Below are 18941 nucleotides of genomic sequence, written 5' to 3' on the forward strand. Positions count from 1 at the left end.
AAAAAAGCTTGCGATTTAAAATCCTCTCTAAACACAGCTTCGCCGTCCCTATCGGGACGGCGAAGCATCAGCATGTATGATTTCAGGTCGATTTATTCTAGATCTTCGAATTCTTCGTCGTCTTCTTCAGCTTTGAAATTAGCCTGAGTTGCTGCAGCCGACAGGTTGCTTGCATCGCGAATCTGCTTCTCGATCACTTCAGCGATATCCTTATGATCCTTCAAGTACTGCTTCGCATTCTCGCGGCCTTGGCCAAGACGCTCGCCATTGTAAGAGAACCATGCGCCGCTCTTCTGTACGATATCCATCTCTACGCCAAGATCAACAAGCGTGCCTTCTCTGGAAATGCCTTCGCCGTACATGATGTCGATCTCAGCTTGTTTGAACGGAGGAGCTACTTTGTTCTTAACAACCTTGATACGAGTACGGTTACCGACCATGTCGTTACCTTGTTTCAACGTTTCAATACGACGGACATCAAGACGTACGCTGGAGTAGAATTTCAAGGCGCGACCGCCTGGCGTTGTCTCAGGGTTACCGAACATAACGCCGACCTTCTCACGCAATTGGTTGATGAAAATCGCAATCGTCTTCGATTTGCTGATTGCTCCGGAAAGCTTCCGCAAAGCCTGAGACATCAGACGCGCTTGAAGACCAACGTGGGAATCCCCCATATCGCCTTCAATTTCCGCTTTCGGCACGAGTGCAGCTACGGAGTCAATAACGACGATATCAACGGCGCCGCTGCGTACGAGCGCTTCCGCGATTTCCAATGCTTGCTCACCCGTATCAGGCTGTGAAAGCAACAGCTCGTCAATGTTAACGCCAAGCTTGCTTGCATAGAGCGGATCAAGAGCATGCTCTGCATCGATAAAGGCAGCTTGTCCGCCAATACGTTGAACCTCTGCAATCGCATGAAGTGCAACTGTCGTTTTACCGGAAGATTCCGGTCCGTATATTTCAATAACACGTCCACGCGGCAAGCCGCCTATTCCTAATGCAATATCAAGAGCAAGCGAACCGCTAGGAACGGTCTCTACCTGCATGTGTGTGGATTCTCCTAATTTCATGATGGAGCCTTTACCAAATTGTTTCTCAATTTGACGCAAAGCCATTTCTAGTGCAGCGCGACGATCCGACAAGAAACTCACATCCTTCTTTATTTATAATGTTATGATACCTTTTTTCCATCAGGTTGACAAGCATTTTTTCGAACATACATTCGCATTTTTGCTTGACGCCTAATTTGGGCATAAAAAAACCGCAGCAAAGTATTCTTCGCCACGGTTCTTCCGATAACTATTCTTCATTATAACTGTCTTATCGACAATTGACAAACTTTATTTATCCATCAAAAGGGACAGCATGGCGATGGGTTGACGAGCTGGCCCGCTTCCGTTTTTAACGCGTCTGCAGCGCCAACCACAGTCGATATAACGCTGCCTTTACAGCCCGCAGCCTGATCATGCCTCTTCCGCCGCTAAGGTTTAAAGTATGAACGATCGTCGGCCTGCCGCGTTCCGCTAAGCCTACATAGACAAGTCCTACCGGCTTGCCCTCGGATTCTGCAGGTCCCGCAACACCTGTCAGCGACACGCCAAAATCAGCGTCCGACAGCTCTCTGACTCTCTCCGCCATCAATGCCGCAGTCGAATCGCTAATCGCACCTGGCGCACCTTCTCCCTCAAGCTGTGTCATCGGAATGCTGAGCAGGTGATGCTTCATTATATTGGTGTAGGTAACAACCCCTCCTACATACTCCCCACTGCTCCCAGGAACGTTTGTAATAAGTTCCGCGAACAAACCCCCGCTGCAGCTTTCCGCGCTCGCCAGCTTGCGCCTTGAGGCTCTAAGAAGGTGTACAACCTCTTCTTCGATCGGGATGTCCTTCTGTGCGTACAAATACTCGCCTACACGTTCCTTAATCTTCTCGACGGTTTCATCTATTTTTTGATCCGCTTCGATTGACGTGCTCGCTTTGGTTGATACTCGGATAGCTACCTCGCCTTCCTTTGCGTAAGGGGCTATGGTTGGATCAACCTGACCATCAATCAAATCAAGCAGCTTCGCTTCGAGATTGGATTCACCGATCCCAGCGAATTTCAGCAGGCGCGAATAAAGCGGATCTGCTAACCCAAGCACGGAACGCAGCCACACCTCGCCAGCGCCATCCATCATCGGCTTCATTTCCCGCGGCGGGCCTGGCAGAAGCAAATAAAGCGTGCCGTCAACGGATAAGCCATTGCCCACAGCAAGGCCTGTCGTATTCTCAAGCGGCTCGCCGCCTTCAATCATGAGTGCCTGCCTGCGATTGCTCTCTACCATATGAATGCCTCGGGAGCTGAACAACTGCTCGATTTGGGCCATGGAAGGCTCGTGAATGAGCAGCTTGCGGTTTAAATATTCGGCTAGCACGTCCTTCGTAAGATCATCCTGCGTCGGGCCAAGCCCCCCTGTAAAGACAAGCAGGTCGGCTCTGCTTCTTCCGATTTCGATGGCTTGCCTCAGCCGCTGGGCATTGTCGCCGACTACCGTCTGAAAGTAAACATCAACACCTAGCCCTGCAAGCTTTTGAGACAAAAACTGTGCATTCGTATTTACGATTTGGCCTAGCAGCAGCTCCGTGCCGACCGCAATGATTTCTGCTTTCATGGTTAGCGTTCTCCTCTTCGTTCAAATGTTCTAGGTTTGAATTTATGCATGCATATAAGCAAAAGCATCTCCCCGACTTGCGGAAAGATGCTTTGACATTATTCTACCGGAATCAAATGCTTGTTTTTCAAAAAATAATCGATTCCCGAGTATACCGTAATAGCGGCAGCCACCCAGCTTGCGATGACATCAAACGGAAAATCAATGAAATTAAATGGGAAGTTGTTGATCAAGAGCGCGATAATCATCGTAATTTGAATCGCCGTCTTCCATTTGCCCCATGTGCTGGCAGCCATAACAGAGCCTTCTAGAAGCGCGATCTGACGGAGACCAGTTACCGCAAATTCCCGACTGATGATCACGATCGCAATCAATGCGTTCAGCTTGTCCATCTCAACGAGTGAAATCAGTACCGCTGCTACAAGCAGCTTATCTGCCAATGGATCAAGCAACTTGCCTAGGTTCGTAACGATTTTGTTCTTGCGCGCAATGTAGCCGTCTAATCCGTCTGTGCTTGCCGCCACAATAAAAATGAGTGCCGCTATGATTTGATTGTATGTAATGGAGAAGTCTGAGATGCTGAACGACCCCAAATCCACTTTAATAAGCAGAAAAAACATAATAACCGGCACCAAAAATATTCTGGCTAGTGTAATGCGATTCGCCAGATTCACGCAATTCCCTCCTTAGATCGATCTAACTCATAGGTGTGCATTACGCGAACCCCTTGTTCGTGAATGAAATCGGCTTTCATTTCCAGCTGCATACCATATAATAAGCAGCCTTGAGCCTTAGCAATTGTTCTCTCTCTCATCTATGTATTCCCCCAGATCCTTCCGTAAAGCTACCTAACCAAGTATAATACATGCCAATTCACGTGTCAAAAGCGGCTAAAGCCTCAATTGTTAGCGACTTCAGCATCAAAACGAAAAGCCCCGTTTCTCAAAATGCGATGAAACGAAGCTTTTGTTTTAAGAGCGATAATTAGTGAATTGAAGCTCTACTGGCAGATCAGCTTCTCTAAGCAGCTTCATCACGGCTTGCAAGTCATCGAGGCTTTTGCCTGATACTCTAATCTGATCGCCTTGAATCAAGCTTTTCACCTTCAGCTTCGAATCGCGAATCAAAATATTGATTTTTTTCGAGACATCCTGCTCAATTCCTTGTCTTAGCTTTATGCGTTGACGGACGGTATTGCCCGATGCGCCTTCGATTTTGCCATAATCCAAGTTTTTGATCGGAACGCCGCGTTTTACCATTTTGGACAATAGGATGTCAAGCACGTTCTTTAGCTTATAGTCATCCTCGGAAGCGACAACAAGCTCTTCCTTCTCGAGAGCGATGGAGCTCTTGCTGCCTTTAAAGTCAAAGCGCGTTTCAATCTCACGCTCTGCTTGCTTTATCGCATTCGCTAATTCTTGCATATCCACCTTGGATACAATATCAAAAGCATTTTCTGAAGCCATTTCATACCTCTCCTTTGGTACAGGAATCAATTATTCCGTTTTAGCCTGGTCCGTTGGTACCGCTTCATCTGTTGGTGTTGCATTGTCGGTAGCGCCAACTGGATTAAGCAGCAGTTTTTTTAATGTTGCCCTGTCGCCATCAGGCACAGGAACGCCGTCCACGGTTATTTCGGTCAGATCCGCTCTGCCTACATTGATGTAAATTGGACCTGCGAGTTCATAAGTTTCGATTGTGCCGTCCTCTGCATTTGTAGAGTAAAGCTTCTCTCCAGTTCTGCTGCCTGAGCGAACCTCAAGCCAGCTTCTGCCGCCAACCACTTTAACTTCAACCTTATGGGCTGTACCCGCTGGACCAATATCATATTGATCAGCCTTGCCCACCTTGCTGCCGAACGTAACCGTTGTAGGCGCAACAGTCGGAGTCGGAGAGACGGGTGGTGTACTTGGCACGTTCTCGTTCCCAGTTGAATTATTATTATCCGTATCCTCAGCAGGCGGCTGGGACACCTCGGTAATGTCTGTGCTGTTATCTGCCTGTTTCGGATCGCTAGAATCTTTATTGATTGCATAGACCCAAATGACGACAACGATCAAAATAAGAAAGGACCACATCATGACGCTAAAACCGATTTTGCCAAGTCTCTCTGACGATTGAGATTTGACTCTGCGCGGTGCCCTAACGACGATCGGCTCGGAAATTTGCTCTACCGGTGCAGCAGGCACCTCATGCTGATACAAGCGAAGCACTTCATCTGGATCGAGTCCAACTGCTTCTGAGTAATTTTTCACAAATGCCCGTACATAGAAAGGACCTGGCAAAACCGTATGATCTCCACTCTCAATCGCTTCCAAGTACCGTTTTCTGATTTTTGTCGTTTCTTGAATATCATCAAGCGTTAAGCCGCGCTGGTCTCTCGCCTTGCGAAGTAGTTCACCTAAATCAGACATGAGACGGCCTCCTTCCGATTAGAAATCGTCTGTATAGTTAGCTGTGAAAGATTCATAAGATATTTCCTCATCTGGCGTATTGCGCAATTCTACAATAATGTCAAAATGGCTGTAATCAAAATTGGATTCTTTAATGAATATATCTGGATGTTCGATTACTTTCGTTGAAGGCATAGCCATAATCTCCTGCAGCAATCCGTAATGCTTCTCATTCGAGCGAATCGTGCTTACGATTCCATCAATTATAAAAATATTGTTAGGCTGCATCTCGTCCTCAGACAGCTGGCTTCTGACCGTTTGCCGAAGCAAAGTAGAGGAAACAAAGGTCCAGCGCTTATTCGAGCATACGCTGCCTGCAATGATGGACTCCGTCTTGCCTACCCGCGGCATACCTCTTAAACCTATAACCTGATTTCCATCACGTTTAAACACTTCGCCCAAAAAGTCCACTAAAATACCGAGCTCATCGCGCGTAAAACGGAACGTTTTGCGGTCATCGGAATCACGTTCGATATAGCGTCCATGACGGACTGCTAAAATATCAACAATTGTAGGCGTTCTCAGCTTGTTTACAGTAATATTATCAACCTTTTGAAGCATTTTGCCAAGAAGCTCGATTTTCTCGTCATCATCGGTCTGAAGCAGCATGCCCCTTGTTCGATCCTCAACGCCGTTGATCGTCATAATATTAACCTCAAGCATACCTAGCAATGAAGCGATATCTCCAAGCAAGCCTGGGCGGTTCTTATGTATTTTGTATTCCATGTACCACTGCTTCGACTCCAAAGCTTTCACCGTCCTAAACCTAATCGTATAGAAGTATGTAAATGATTGAACTGCCCGTCATAAAACATAATTCTACAATTTTCGTCACAATCCTGCAACCCAAAAAGAAACATTGCAGAAAAGCCTCCTAAAGGGAGGCTCTTCTGCTGCTACTTCTGTTGACGAAATGCCGCCATCGCAAAAAAATGGGCTACGATTTTTGGACGAGCTTGACCATCAAGCAGGCTAGCGTCTTGCGCTCAGACTCATCGCCTGCATCCCAAAGCTCTTTCAATACGCGTTCTTCCTCATTTTTCGGATCAACCTTTTCTTCAAGAAAAGTGCCGATCTCATAAGCTAAGGACACGATCGTTTCTTCCGTCATCCCAATTTTTTTCGCTTGTGATACACGGTCTGCCAAAAAATGCTTCCATGTTGCAAAGTTAGAAAGGACTGTCGACATGTTTCTTCGCCTCCTAATGGTATAGAAAAGAATCATCAACAGTCTTATCATGCGTAAAAGCACGTCTAATTATGCAAAAGGGCTTGTCCGCCAAAAAAGAACAGCTTCAACTTATGTGTGCCAGCCGCCGTTTGGGCTAATTACTTGTCCCGTAATATACGATGATTCAGGCAGCGCCAGAAAATACACGAGCGAAGCAATTTCTTCCGTAGAGCCAAATCGCCCGACTGGAATTTCCTGCTGCATCGCAGCCTTCTCCTCCGCATTGAAGCTATCCATCATTTCGGTATCAACCGCTCCCGGTGCAACCGCATTAACGGTAATGCCCGTCGGCGCCAGCTCCTTGGCCAGCGCCTTCGTAAACGCGTTCATACCGCCCTTTGTTGTTGAATAAAGCACTTCGCAGGATGCTCCAGACATCCCCCAAATGGAGGAAACGTTAATGATGCGGCCATAACGCTGGGCAATCATATTCGGCATAAACAACTGCGAGCATAGAAACATGCCCTTCAGGTTGACGGCCATCACATCATCCCAATCTTCCTCGGTCACATCCATCAGCATGCCATAATGCGAAATGCCTCCGTTGTTGACTAATATATCCGGAAGCATATTGTGGCTCTCCAGCTTCTCCCGCATCCGCTCAAGCTGCTCCTTGGAACGCAGATCCGCTGAGATCGTTAATACGTTTGCGCCAAGCGCCATACAAGTTCGTGCCGTCTCGTTAGCCGTCTCATGAGAATGCAAATAATGTATGACGATATTGACTCGCTCAGCTGCAAATCGTTTGGCAATAGCTGCGCCGATGCCGCGGCCTCCCCCAGTAATCAGCACCGTCATTTCCTGAAGCGTCTTCATTTTGATGGCTGTTCCACAATCGATACCGATGATTGATTGAAGTCAAAATGCTCACGAAGCCGCTCATTAACATCGTTAAGCGTGCATTTTTCATAGAAATCAAGCACATCGAACATATCGCTGTCACGGAATCGATATCTCGTAAATTCACCGGCGATGGCTTCTGGGGAGTTTAGCATGCGTAAATATCCGCCGATTTTTTTGCGCTTGGCTCTCTCGAACGCAGTAGGTTCAATGCCTTTTGCCAAAATACCCTCAACTGCTGAACGAATTTGCTTAATCAGCTCATCCGGATTTGGCGTGTCACCCCCGATAACCGAGAAGGCGTAGCCCGTGCTTGAATTATACTCGTGTCCGAAGGAGTCCGAGATCAGATCATTCTCATAAAGCTGCTGATAGAGCGTAGAGCTCGGTCCAATTAGAGCTTCCAGCATCAGCTTGGTCGTCACTTCTTGACGCAGAAGCGCTTCGCCGGTTAGCCCCGTATGCTTTTCTTTGATTCCGAGCATGCATTTTGGCAGCGAAACAGGAAGCTCCGTCACCTTGCGTGGGATCTTGACAGCTTCAGGCTCTTTCTCAAAAAATCGCTCGATCGGCCCCTGCGGCTCAAAAGATTTGCTATTCTGATTATCGCGCACAAGCTGGAATACTTCCTCCGCCTTCACTCCGCCAACGACAAACAATATCATATTGGAGGGATGATAAAAGGTTTCGTAGCAGCGGTAAAGGGTTTCCTTATCGATTTGCCTGATGGACTCCACCGTTCCGGCGATATCGATATGAACCGGATGCTCATGATACAGCGCATCAATCAACCCGAAATAAACTCTCCAATCGGCATTGTCACGATACATATTGATTTCCTGCTCGATAATTCCTTTTTCCTTCTCTACGTTGGCATCTGTAAAATAAGGATTTTGAACGAAGTTGATTAACGTCTCTAAATTAGCGTTTATCTGCTCCGTAGCAGAGAACAAATATACCGTTCTGTCGAAGCTCGTGAACGCGTTCGCTGAAGCTCCTTGCGATGCAAATACAGCAAATATGTCTCCCGTTGGCTCCTCGAACATTTTATGCTCAAGAAAATGCGCGATACCGTCAGGTACTTTCACAGGAGGCTGATTGCCAACCGAAAAGCGGTTGTCGACTGAACCATACTTTGTCGAGAATGTCGCATATGTTTTATTAAAGCCTTCCTTCGGCAGCACGATAACCTCAAGTCCGTTATCAAGCACTTCGCGATACAACGTTTCCTGTACGTTTGGATAGCTAAGGGTTTGCATAGGTTATGCCTCCTTTCGATCACGCAAAAAGTAAATCGTATCGAGCTGCACGCGCTCCGCAACCTTCACGATATCCTCAGCGGTAACTGCCTGAACCTGCTCAAGCAGCTGCTCTGCACTTCGCTCTTTCCCGGTCAGCACGCTGTTGAAGTCGTAGGCGATCATCTCATAGGCGGAATCCTGAAGCTCGCGGAGATGATTCGAAATCATCGCTTTCGTCTGGCTCATCTCAAGCTCTGAAAGCTGGCCTTGCCTCATGCTTTCAAGCTGCTCCTGAATAATGGCGACAGCACGGTCGTAATTAGCGAATTCGATGCCTGATTGAATTGTGCAAAGCCCTTTATGGCCATCAAGCCTTGATGCAGCATAATACGCCAGGCTTTCCTTCTCTCGCACGTTCAAGAAAAGCTTCGAATGCGGGTATCCTCCCAAAATGCCGTTGTACATTAAAGCTGCCGGATAAGCGTCATCGCTGTAGCCTACACCGGTGCGAAGTCCCAAGTTCAGCTTGCCTTGGCTTACCTCCATGCGTTCCGTAACCTTCTTCACTTCTTTGACCGCATGCTGGACGTTTGGCACCGCATAAGCAGAAGGCGTGCCATCCTTCAATTTGAATGTTTTGTTGACGAGACGAGTTACTTCTTCGAGCGACGTATCCCCAACAACATACAAGTCAAGCGCAGCGTTATTCAGCCATTGCTCATAATGCTCATACAACGATGCAGGCGTTATCGGATCTATTTCTGATCGTTTGCCAAGCGGATGCAGACGATAAGGCTCGTCAGCGCACATTTCTTCCAAGCAGCGCTCCGCCGCATATCGTATTTTATCGTTTACGATTGCCTCTAGCCGTTTTCTAAGCGTCGTTTTTTCTGCGTCCACATATTTTGGATGGAAGCCGTTATTATCTATGAGCGGATCGGTAAGCACATCCCCTAAAAATTTCAGCGATTCTGCCAAGAGCGAGTTGTTCGCTGAAACGAATTCATCGTTGATCACATCCATGCGGAATTGAACGATTTGAGCATCGCCTCTTTTATATACGTCAAAACCGAAGCCTGCTCCATATAAATCGTCAAGCTTCTCGCGGAAAGCAATCGTTTCAGGCAAATTAGCCGTGCCTCTTCTTAGTACGAACGGAATGAGGGCAACCGGCGTTACCGTTGCTTCATCAAGTGTAAGTCCAGCAAATAAGGAAATGGCAAACGTTTTAAATCGTTTTGTAGGCAACACATGCAGTCGAATTCGCTGCAGCTGCCCTCTTTCGAATTGGGTCACTCGGTTTGCTCCTTTCAACGGCGCGTTATAGAGTAAATCTATTCCAATTGACAAATCACTATACCATTCTAACCTATAGGAAATGGAAGAAGCAACCACTGCTGCGCTAGGCAGTAACGGCTGCTTCCTTTCGTAATAAGCGTATAGTTACATACAGAAAATATGCTTTCCAATCGTCTTGATCTGCGTCCGAGTCCAAATCCATTTGGAGGTTGCAGTATGCGGATTGAAATAGTAGATGCAGCCGCCGGTTGGGTCCCAGCCATTAATCGCATCCTCAACCGCATCCCTCGCCCTAGCATTTGGCTGAAGCCAAATTTGTCCGTCAGCAACCGCCGTGAAAGCGCCAGGCTGGAAGATGACGCCATAGATCGTGTTTGGGAAGCTTTGTGATTTCAGACGGTTAATAATAACAGCTGCAACGGCTACTTGCCCCTCATAGGATTCGCCTCGTGCTTCACCGTAAACGGCATTCGCCATCATCTGCAAATCATTGTCCGTCAAGCCAAGTCGATTGGACTGTCCGATTGTCGTTATGTCACCCGTCGAGCTGGCGTTTTCTTTGCCGCCAGATCCACCGGATCCGCTAGATCCGCCAGTGCTGGCTGTCGGCTTCCAGGTTTTTGAGGCTTCCCAAAGCTTTAGCTTTGTTTTTGCTCCGACAACCCCATCCGACTTGAGTCCAAACTTCCACTGGAACCATGTTACTGCGTTTTTAGTAGCTGCTCCAAACTTTCCGTCTACTGCACCTTTGAAATAACCGAGATGCTTGAGCCGTCCTTGCAATTCATAGACGTCCTGACCAGAGGAGCCTACCGTTAAGGTAGCGTTGCTGAATGTTTCCTTTGCTTCGTTATGCACATCGCGCATGAAAGAAAAGGTGCCGAACAGCAGCAGCACGATAATCGAGGTCACCAAAATTAAACGATTTCTCATGTTGGGATCTGCCTTTCTCTTGCAAGTTAGTTCGCTTAAGGTAGCGTTACCTAACTTTAGTATGAGAAATTCATCCCTCTTCTATGCATTTTCTCCTGTACCTTCAGTCAGCCGTAAATTATGAGCTGACTCTGCCGGCTTGGAATTCGTCCATCGTAATCAGAACTTCCCTAGGCTTGCTTCCTTCATATGGTCCTACTATAGAGCGTGCCTCCATTTGGTCGATAAGCCTTGCAGCTCTTGTGTAGCCGACCCGCATGCGACGCTGCAGCAAGGAAACAGAAGCTTGCTTCGCTTCCAAAATAATTTGCACCGCTTGATCGTAAAGCTCATCAACAGCCACATTGCCCTCTGCCGACTCTTCCTCGACTTCAGGTACAAGATCTTCTTTATATTCCGCTTCAGCTTGGCCGCGCGCGTAATTAACGAGCGTCTCCACTTCCTGATCCGACAGAAAAGCACCTTGCACCCTTATCGGCTTGGACATACCTACTGGCAAGAAGAGCATGTCCCCGCGGCCGAGCAGCTTCTCAGCCCCTACCATGTCGAGAATCGTTCGTGAATCGACCTGTGAAGAGACGCCGAACGCAATGCGTGACGGAATATTTGCTTTGATGACGCCTGTAATAACATCCACTGACGGCCGCTGCGTCGCAATAATGAGATGAATGCCCGCAGCACGTGCCATTTGGGCAAGCCTTGCGATTGAATCCTCCACATCATTGGCGGCTACCATCATGAGATCCGCAAGCTCGTCCACAATGACGACGATATAAGGGAGAACGGCGGCCGGATTATCAGCCATCAGCGTGTTGTAGCCTTCAATGTTGCGTGTAGCAGACTTGGAGAACAGCTCGTAGCGGCTTTCCATCTCGACAACGATCTTCTTTAGAGCGAGCGATGCCCGCTTAGGATTCGTCACTACGGGAGCAAGCAAATGCGGAATGCCATTGTATACATTTAGTTCAACCATCTTCGGGTCAATCATAAGAAACTTAACTTCATCAGGCGCAGCCTTGTACAAAATGCTTGTAATAATACCGTTTATACAAACCGATTTACCGGAACCTGTAGCACCTGCTACGAGCAGATGGGGCATTTTCGCTAAGTTGCCCACAATCGTCTGTCCGGAAATATCGCGGCCGAATGCGATAGACAATTTTGACGAGGCATTTTGGAAGGTAGCTGTCTCCATTACCTCTCGCATCGTAACGACGGATACTTCCATATTCGGCACTTCTATGCCGATCGCTGATTTTCCCGGAATCGGGGCTTCCATTCGGATATCCTTTGCTGCTAATGCAAGGGCGATATCATCCGTGAGTCCAACAATTCGACTCACTTTAACGCCAGTAGCCGGCTGAACCTCATAGCGCGTTACCGCGGGACCTCTTACGACATCGAGCACTTTCGCGCGAACGCCAAAGCTTTCGAGCGTTGCCTCCAGCTTGCGACGCGAGTCGTACATATCGGAAGCATCTGCGCTTTTCCCAAGTAAATTAGGCTTGTTAAGCAGCGAAAACGGCGGCAGCAGATACGGCTTCAACGTACTAGCCTCTTCTTCGGCGATCGGACGTCTTGGCAAAGGCTGCGCTGCGCTTTCATCTATCACCAATGCTTCCGAAGCCTCGGAGTCGTCGCTAGGTAGCGATTCTGGATTAAGAAGCTCTGGATCATCCTCAAGCTCGTTCTCATCGGAAACATCAGACACATCGGATTGAGCTTGAACAGGCCATGATTCGTTCCATTCTTCCTCGTTAGGCGGTACAGGCAGGTCATGATCGATGATTATGCCAGTCCCGGAAGATTCCCAAGGAACAGCATGATCTTGAACAGATTGGGTATGTAATGGGTCTGAATGTAAGTCTTCGCCAGATTTCTCCCATGGCGGCTCGAGATCATTTTGCCAAGCAGGCTTGCCATTTGTACGCGCTTCAGTGCTGCCCGGCTCGAATACCCACTCATTCTGCTCGTCTTCCTCCTGGCTTTGTTCCTCGGCATCCCTCTCTTGTCTCCATGAGAAAAACAAGGATCTTTTCTTTTTGGGAGGCGATACGACATAGCCTTCATGATCGTCATCCATTATGTCATCATCATCAGCATCCACTTGGTTTACATTCGCGGCAGCTGCAGCAGATGCACGCCTAGCTGCTCGTTTCGCCCATTTTGCCCCTAGCAATTTGAACATCCGAGTAGTCCGCGAGCTTATCAGTCTGCCTAATTCCACATACGACTTCCCTGTCATCAGCATGATGGAAATGGCGAACATGACGAACATGATCAGCTTTGCGCCGTAGTAGCCAAACAAAGAGAAAAATAACGAATATTGAATGGCACCGATGTAACCGCCGCTTATTTCCTTATCTCTTATGGGTAAATCATTAGCTGCTGGAACACTAATTAAGGATATCTGCAAATCGCTGCTAAGCTGCCTGAATATCATCGTGCCAGTTAGATCAGTCGTTGGGAGCTTTTGCTCGATTTCAGAAATCGAGCTCATCAGCGTAAAAGCAAGCACCAAAATAAATAAGCCCGTACGTCTATTCGTCCAGCCTTTTGGCCAAGCTCGTTTAATCATGACAGTTAGTCCAATAACGATGCCAATTAAAGCAAGCACAAAATAAAACTTGCCGAGCACAAGCCCAAATAGCTTGGATAACGAGCGCCCGACAGCCGCTTCACCGGATAATGCAATGATGGAGATGGTAATAAGCAATATGCCGTATACTTCGTATTTTAAGTTTGTGCCAATTGTTTTTTTTCGTCTCTTTTTCTTTGCCAAATCCGTCACCTCTGGTAAAAGATTATACCATAGGTGGGCAAATGTTCCTATGAGACATTCGTACGAACATCCGTTTGCTGTTAATGGTAATGGACAATGGTACCTGGCATCAAATTCGGATTCAAATAATCGTCCAGACCGCATTCTATAAGACGGACGATTTTTCCCATTCCGGGTGCAACCGGCATAACCTGCATCTTAACCCCGTTTGCCCAAACCTCCTGTACCTTTTCCACTTCGTCATGAAGTCCTTCCAGCACTAATTCGAGCGGCATATTCGTATAAATCGTCATTAGCTGTTCACCTCTACCCGTCCAAGCTTAGAAGCCTCTATGCGTCGATTTAGCTCCTTAAGCGCTTCTCCAAGGCCTCCAACCGCATCAATTAAGCCATGCTTCACTGCGTCAGATCCAATAACCGTCGTTCCAATATCCCGAGTAAGCTCACCTGTTTTGAACATCAGCTCTTTGAAAATGTGCTCTGATACATTGGAGTGCGATGTGACAAAACGGACGACACGCTCCTGCATTTTATCCAAATATTCGAACGTTTGCGGAACGCCGATAACTAATCCGTTCAACCGTATGGGATGGATCGTCATCGTCGCCGTTTCTGCAATAAATGACATATCGCCAGCTACTGCAATCGGAACGCCGATGGAGTGTCCTCCCCCGAGTACCAACGTTACTGTTGGCTTGGATAAGGAAGAGATCATTTCGGCTATCGCGAGTCCCGCTTCCACGTCGCCGCCTACCGTATTCAAAACGATAAACACGCCTTCAATTTTATGGTTTTGTTCAGCAGCTACTAATTGCGGAATAAGATGCTCGTACTTGGTCGTTTTATTTTGCGGCGGCAGCACAAGATGCCCCTCCACCTGCCCAATGATGGTCATGCAAAATATGTTCGACTCGGTTAGCGCCGGTACTGCTGTCTGGCCAAGCTGCTGGATCGTGTCGACAACTGCATTCCCTTTTCTTTTTTCATCCGTATTTGGTTCCTGCTGCTCTGTTGATAAATCCATTTGAAATTGCGAGCTCATGTACAATCCCCCTCTAATGAATTATTGCTTGTCATAGTATGAGGTCTGGCGCCGAATTTATACAAATACAGTCAAGAACCGCTATGAAGCAAAAAAAAGAATCACTTGCGTCCGCCGCGGCAACTGCGGAATGGACAAGCGATTCTCTTCCTTTATTCATTTATTTCATTTATTTCATTCATTTATTTCATTATACTTCCATAATGATTGGCAAAATCATTGGTCGACGGCGAGTTTGCTCGTACAAAAAGCGGCCAAGCGCATCCTTCACATTCGTTTTGAGTGAAGCCCACTCATTCACTTTATCGTTCATGAGGCGAGTTAGCGTTGATGTAACGATACGATTTGCTTCATCCAAAAGACCTTCGGATTCACGAACATAAACGAATCCGCGAGAAATAATGTCCGGACCTGACAAGATCGTGCCATCCTGCTTGCTTAGTGTAACAACAACGACCAATATGCCATCTTGCGATAACAGCTTGCGGTCGCGAAGTACGATATTACCAACATCGCCAACACCCAAACCATCGATCAATACGTTGCCGGCTTGTACTTTAGAGCCTTTACGGCCTGCGCCATTCTGGAACTCTACAGTGTCGCCGTTATCGATGACGAAAATATTTTCGCGTTCGATACCGATCGCTTCACCAAGCTTCGCATGCTGGCGAAGCATCCGGTATTCACCGTGAATGGGAATAAAATATTTTGGCTTAATCAAGTTAAGCATAAGCTTCAATTCTTCTTGGCTTCCGTGACCGGATACGTGAACGCCCGATACCGAACCGTTTCCGTAAATAACGTTTGCGCCTAAGCGGAATAATTCATCTACGGTACGTCCTACATATCTCTCATTGCCTGGAATTGGCGTTGCAGCGATGATAACGGTATCGCCAGGCAAAATATCAACCTTGCGGTGCGTGGAGCGCGCCATACGAGTAAGTGCCGACATCGGCTCGCCTTGACTGCCTGTACACAAAATGACAACGCGATCCGCAGCCAATTTGTTAACTTCCTCCGGTTCGATGATCATGCCTTCCGGAATGTTCAAGTAACCAAGATCGGAAGCGATGCCAACTACGTTCACCATACTGCGGCCTACAACAGCAATTTTGCGTTTTGTAGCGATTGCAGCATTAATGATTTGTTGAATCCGGTGTACGTTCGATGCGAAGGTTGCGACAACTACGCGCTGAGACGACTTCCGGAAAATATCTTCAAGATTGTCGCCTACCTGAGCTTCAGACGGCGTATATCCAGGACGTTCTGCATTTGTACTATCCGACAATAACGCCAAAACGCCGCGTTTTCCGATTTCGGCGATACGCTGCAAATCAGCGAATTGCTCGTTAACCGGTGTATGATCGAATTTAAAGTCACCCGTATGAACGACAGTTCCTTCTGGAGTATCCAGGCTGACACCTACGGAATCAGGAATACTGTGGTTCGTTCTGAAGAAGGAAGCACGAATGGTGCCGAGCTGAATTTCGCTGTCTGCATTGATGAGAATACGTTTCGTTTCTCCTAGCAATCCAGCTTCCTTCAGTTTACCTTCAATAAGACCGAGTGTTAGTTTAGTTGCATATAAAGGCACGTTTAAGCTTTTCAACACATATGGCAATCCGCCGATGTGATCCTCATGTCCATGGGTAATAATAATTCCGCGAACCTTATCGCGATTTTCCGTTAAGTATGAAATATCCGGAATAACGATATCTATACCGAGCATGTCCTCTTCTGGAAACTTCAAACCCGAGTCAACAACAACTATGTCATTGTTATACTGGATGACGTACATATTTTTTCCGATTTCGCCAACTCCGCCTAGTGCAAAAATGAGCAGTTTATCCTGGTTGTTCTTCTTAGACAAGTGTATCTTTCCTCCTTAAAATTTTGCGAAGCAACTATTGCTTCGTAATCATTTTCATAAATTTTTGCGAAGCGCAAAGACTTCGTGATCTTCGTTTTTGTGAATTTTTCGAAGCATAAAGGCTTCGAAATATTAAATTATTGCGAAGCGAAAAAGGCTTCGTAAGTATGGTCTGAATATGGAAAAGCAGAATAGCTCCGTACAGTCCCATTTGGTGTTGAAATGCCAAAGCTTTTTTCACCTATGCCCTGTTATCGTCAGATGCCGCTCTGACGTTAAGTTCATTTCCAAATATTTGCCGCACCCAGTCACTTGAAATCATTATACATGAAGAAAAAGCTGGAATACAAGTGAAACCCGATAAAGCTATTTTCCAATATGCTTCCCAAAAAAATAAAACCGATGCTGGATGCACCGGCTGCAATCAACGATAACGTCTATTTATCCAAGCAAATTGCGTAAGAATGCGGCTTCTGCCTCGCTCACTGAAACAAGCGGCAGCCTTACTCCGCCTACCGAAAATGCTTTTAACCCGAGCGCATATTTTACTGCAACGGGATTTGGAACAGGATGAGGACAAGCGAATAGACCTTTGAAAATAGGATGCAAACGTCCATTAATGCGTGCAGCCTCTTGAACGTTGCCGCTGGTGTAAGCTTGAATCAACGCTTTCATCTCTTTTCCGACAATGTGGCTTGCAACGCTAATAATACCGTATCCGCCAATAGCCAAGGCAGGCAGGGTTGCACTGTCATCACCAGTATACACTTTGAAATCAGCAGGCGCGCCGCTAATAATTTGAGTCAATTGATCTGTTGATGCGCAATCCTTGGTAGCGATAATATTGTCGATTTGCGCTAAGCGAAGCGTCGTTTCGGCGGATATGTTCACCCCTGTGCGACCTTCTACGTTATACAAAATAATGGGCAGAGCGGTTGCTTCCGCAATTGCCTTGAAATGTTGATAAAGTCCCTCTTGGTTAGGACGGTTGTAGTAAGGAGCAACAAGCAATACGGCGTCAACACCCGCAGCTTCTGCCTCTTTCGTCAAATGGATGGAATGGGCTGTGTTGTTGCTCCCTGTACCAGCAATAATCTTGCAACGACCATTCGCATGCTTGACCGCAAATCGGAACAACTCCAGCTTCTCTTCATCGGACAGCGTAGGCGATTCGCCAGTAGTGCCAGAAACGACAAGACTATCGCTTTGCTGCTCCTCAATTAAATAATCAATCAATCGGCCTGTCGTATGCCAATCAATATGACCATCCGCATCGAATGGGGTTACCATTGCTGTAATTAATCTGCCAAATTCCATCTGAATTCCTCCCAAAAGTATTGCTCTCTATCGATGAAGCTCGAACTTCGCGTGGAGAGAACGAAGCGCTTCCGCCATATCCGCTTCACGTACGAGCACCCAAATCGTTGTATTGGAATCAGCCGATTGCATGATGGTAATTCCTCGTTCCGTCAGCGCTTCCACGATACGCGCCATAACGCCAGGCTCTCCATTCATCCCTCCGCCAATTACGGATACCTTCGCACAGCCCTTAATCGCTGAAGGAGCGAATCCACTCTCTTTCAACACATCAACAGCACGCTTGGCATCATGATCAAATACAGTATAAATTGCACCGCTAGGCGTAACATTAATAAAATCGACGCTAATGTGATGTTTAGCCATCGATTGAAATACTTGAAGCTGCACATCATTCCGGCCATCAATCGCCTTGACCGAAATTTGTGTAATGCCGGAAACATGGGCAATTCCTGTTACATGACGATCCTTAACAGACAGATCTGCCTTCAGCTCGGCCGAATCGGTTACAAGCGTCCCCGTCTCATTGGAAAAGGTGGATCTCACTCGGAGCGGTATGCGAGCTTGCTGCGCTATCTCAACCGCGCGCGGATGAATCACCTTTGCTCCTTGCCTTGCCATATTGCATATTTCAGCATAGCTTACGACAGGGAGCGGCTTTGCCTCCTCGACAATGCGCGGATCTGCCGTCAATATTCCATTCACGTCTGTATAGATATCAACCATTTCGGCACGCAGCGCTGCACCGAGTGCAGTTGCAGAAGTATCGCTTCCACCGCGGCCGAGCGTTGTCGTGTCGCCCTGCGCCGTGCTTCCTTGAAAGCCTGTTACAATGACGACAGTACCTTCATGCAAGTGACTGAGTACCTTATCTGGACGAATCTCTTTAATTCGGGCATGCCCATATTGTTCGTCAGTAATCATGCCCGCCTGTCCGCCGGTTAAAACGACGGAAGGAATGCCGCGTGTAATGAGTAAGCTGCATAAAGCGGCTGCGGATATAATTTCCCCGCAGCCTAACAGCATATCCCGCTCGCGCGCCGGCAGTCTGTCGCCATTGTCACGAATAAGCTGCAGCAGCGTATCCGTAGCATAAGGATCACCCTTGCGACCCATAGCCGAAACAACAACGACAATAGCGAAGCCATTACTGCGTTCTCTGCTAATGTGATGGATAACGTGTTCCCTGGCGTGATCATTTGAAAGAGAGGTGCCCCCGAATTTTTGAATCAGGATGCGCATAAGTTTATCCTCCGTGATCGATCCCGGGAAGAAGCAGCC

General features: G+C 47.3%; 18 protein-coding genes. All 18 read right to left on the bottom strand.

What is annotated here, in order from left to right; all coding sequences use genetic code 11:
• Positions 1-92 precede the first annotated feature (92 nt).
• Positions 93-1142 carry a recombinase RecA gene (gene recA, locus AC1TPC_RS03490; RefSeq protein ID WP_482065481.1) on the bottom strand — a complete coding sequence of 350 codons (1050 nt, stop codon included), beginning with the start codon at positions 1140-1142 and terminating at the stop codon, positions 93-95.
• 259 nt (positions 1143-1401) lie between these two features.
• Positions 1402-2652 (bottom strand): competence/damage-inducible protein A, encoded by a 1251-nt coding sequence (locus tag AC1TPC_RS03495; RefSeq protein ID WP_482065482.1) that lies wholly within the window; start codon positions 2650-2652, stop codon positions 1402-1404.
• A gap of 98 nt (positions 2653-2750) precedes the next feature.
• On the bottom strand, positions 2751-3326 hold the full coding sequence (gene pgsA / locus AC1TPC_RS03500) for a CDP-diacylglycerol--glycerol-3-phosphate 3-phosphatidyltransferase (protein ID WP_482065483.1): 576 nt from the start codon (positions 3324-3326) through the stop codon (positions 2751-2753).
• Complete coding sequence (locus AC1TPC_RS03505; RefSeq protein ID WP_482065484.1) at positions 3323-3466, bottom strand: hypothetical protein; 144 nt, start codon at positions 3464-3466, stop codon at positions 3323-3325. The genes pgsA and AC1TPC_RS03505 overlap by 4 nt, the downstream gene beginning before the upstream one ends.
• A gap of 157 nt (positions 3467-3623) precedes the next feature.
• Complete coding sequence (locus tag AC1TPC_RS03510; protein ID WP_053375785.1) at positions 3624-4118, bottom strand: YajQ family cyclic di-GMP-binding protein; 495 nt, start codon at positions 4116-4118, stop codon at positions 3624-3626.
• A gap of 30 nt (positions 4119-4148) precedes the next feature.
• Positions 4149-5066 (bottom strand): helix-turn-helix domain-containing protein, encoded by a 918-nt coding sequence (locus AC1TPC_RS03515; RefSeq protein ID WP_482065485.1) that lies wholly within the window; start codon positions 5064-5066, stop codon positions 4149-4151.
• A gap of 18 nt (positions 5067-5084) precedes the next feature.
• Positions 5085-5852 carry a DUF3388 domain-containing protein gene (locus AC1TPC_RS03520; RefSeq protein ID WP_138751528.1) on the bottom strand — a complete coding sequence of 256 codons (768 nt, stop codon included), beginning with the start codon at positions 5850-5852 and terminating at the stop codon, positions 5085-5087.
• 190 nt (positions 5853-6042) lie between these two features.
• A complete protein-coding gene (locus AC1TPC_RS03525; protein ID WP_169083022.1) occupies positions 6043-6294 on the bottom strand; it encodes a DUF3243 domain-containing protein in 252 nt (83 codons plus the stop codon).
• Positions 6295-6405: 111 nt separating this feature from the next.
• Positions 6406-7152, bottom strand: a complete 747-nt coding sequence (gene ymfI, locus AC1TPC_RS03530) for an elongation factor P 5-aminopentanone reductase (protein ID WP_482065486.1) — start codon at positions 7150-7152, stop codon at positions 6406-6408.
• A complete protein-coding gene (gene yfmH, locus AC1TPC_RS03535; protein ID WP_482065487.1) occupies positions 7149-8435 on the bottom strand; it encodes an EF-P 5-aminopentanol modification-associated protein YfmH in 1287 nt (428 codons plus the stop codon). Before yfmH ends, ymfI begins: the two co-directional genes overlap by 4 nt.
• 3 nt (positions 8436-8438) lie before the next feature.
• Complete coding sequence (yfmF, locus tag AC1TPC_RS03540) at positions 8439-9713, bottom strand: EF-P 5-aminopentanol modification-associated protein YfmF (RefSeq protein WP_482065488.1); 1275 nt, start codon at positions 9711-9713, stop codon at positions 8439-8441.
• A 147-nt stretch (positions 9714-9860) separates the two neighbouring features.
• A complete protein-coding gene (gene sleB, locus AC1TPC_RS03545) occupies positions 9861-10649 on the bottom strand; it encodes a spore cortex-lytic enzyme (RefSeq protein ID WP_482065489.1) in 789 nt (262 codons plus the stop codon).
• A gap of 118 nt (positions 10650-10767) precedes the next feature.
• Positions 10768-13431, bottom strand: coding sequence for an FtsK/SpoIIIE family DNA translocase (locus AC1TPC_RS03550; RefSeq protein WP_482065490.1), 2664 nt, complete (start codon positions 13429-13431; stop codon positions 10768-10770).
• 80 nt (positions 13432-13511) lie between these two features.
• Entirely contained in the window at positions 13512-13724 is a 213-nt protein-coding gene (locus AC1TPC_RS03555; protein ID WP_482065491.1) for a YlzJ-like family protein, read from the bottom strand.
• Entirely contained in the window at positions 13724-14473 is a 750-nt protein-coding gene (locus tag AC1TPC_RS03560; RefSeq protein WP_482065492.1) for a ClpP family protease, read from the bottom strand. Before AC1TPC_RS03560 ends, AC1TPC_RS03555 begins: the two co-directional genes overlap by 1 nt.
• 190 nt (positions 14474-14663) lie before the next feature.
• Positions 14664-16343, bottom strand: coding sequence for a ribonuclease J (locus AC1TPC_RS03565; RefSeq protein ID WP_482065493.1), 1680 nt, complete (start codon positions 16341-16343; stop codon positions 14664-14666).
• Between the two features lie 441 nt (positions 16344-16784).
• Entirely contained in the window at positions 16785-17660 is an 876-nt protein-coding gene (dapA, locus tag AC1TPC_RS03570) for a 4-hydroxy-tetrahydrodipicolinate synthase (RefSeq protein WP_482065494.1), read from the bottom strand.
• Positions 17661-17687: 27 nt separating this feature from the next.
• On the bottom strand, positions 17688-18902 hold the full coding sequence (dapG, locus tag AC1TPC_RS03575; RefSeq protein WP_482065495.1) for an aspartate kinase: 1215 nt from the start codon (positions 18900-18902) through the stop codon (positions 17688-17690).
• Positions 18903-18941 lie beyond the last annotated feature (39 nt).

The organism is Paenibacillus sp. Y280 (assembly GCF_056786335.1).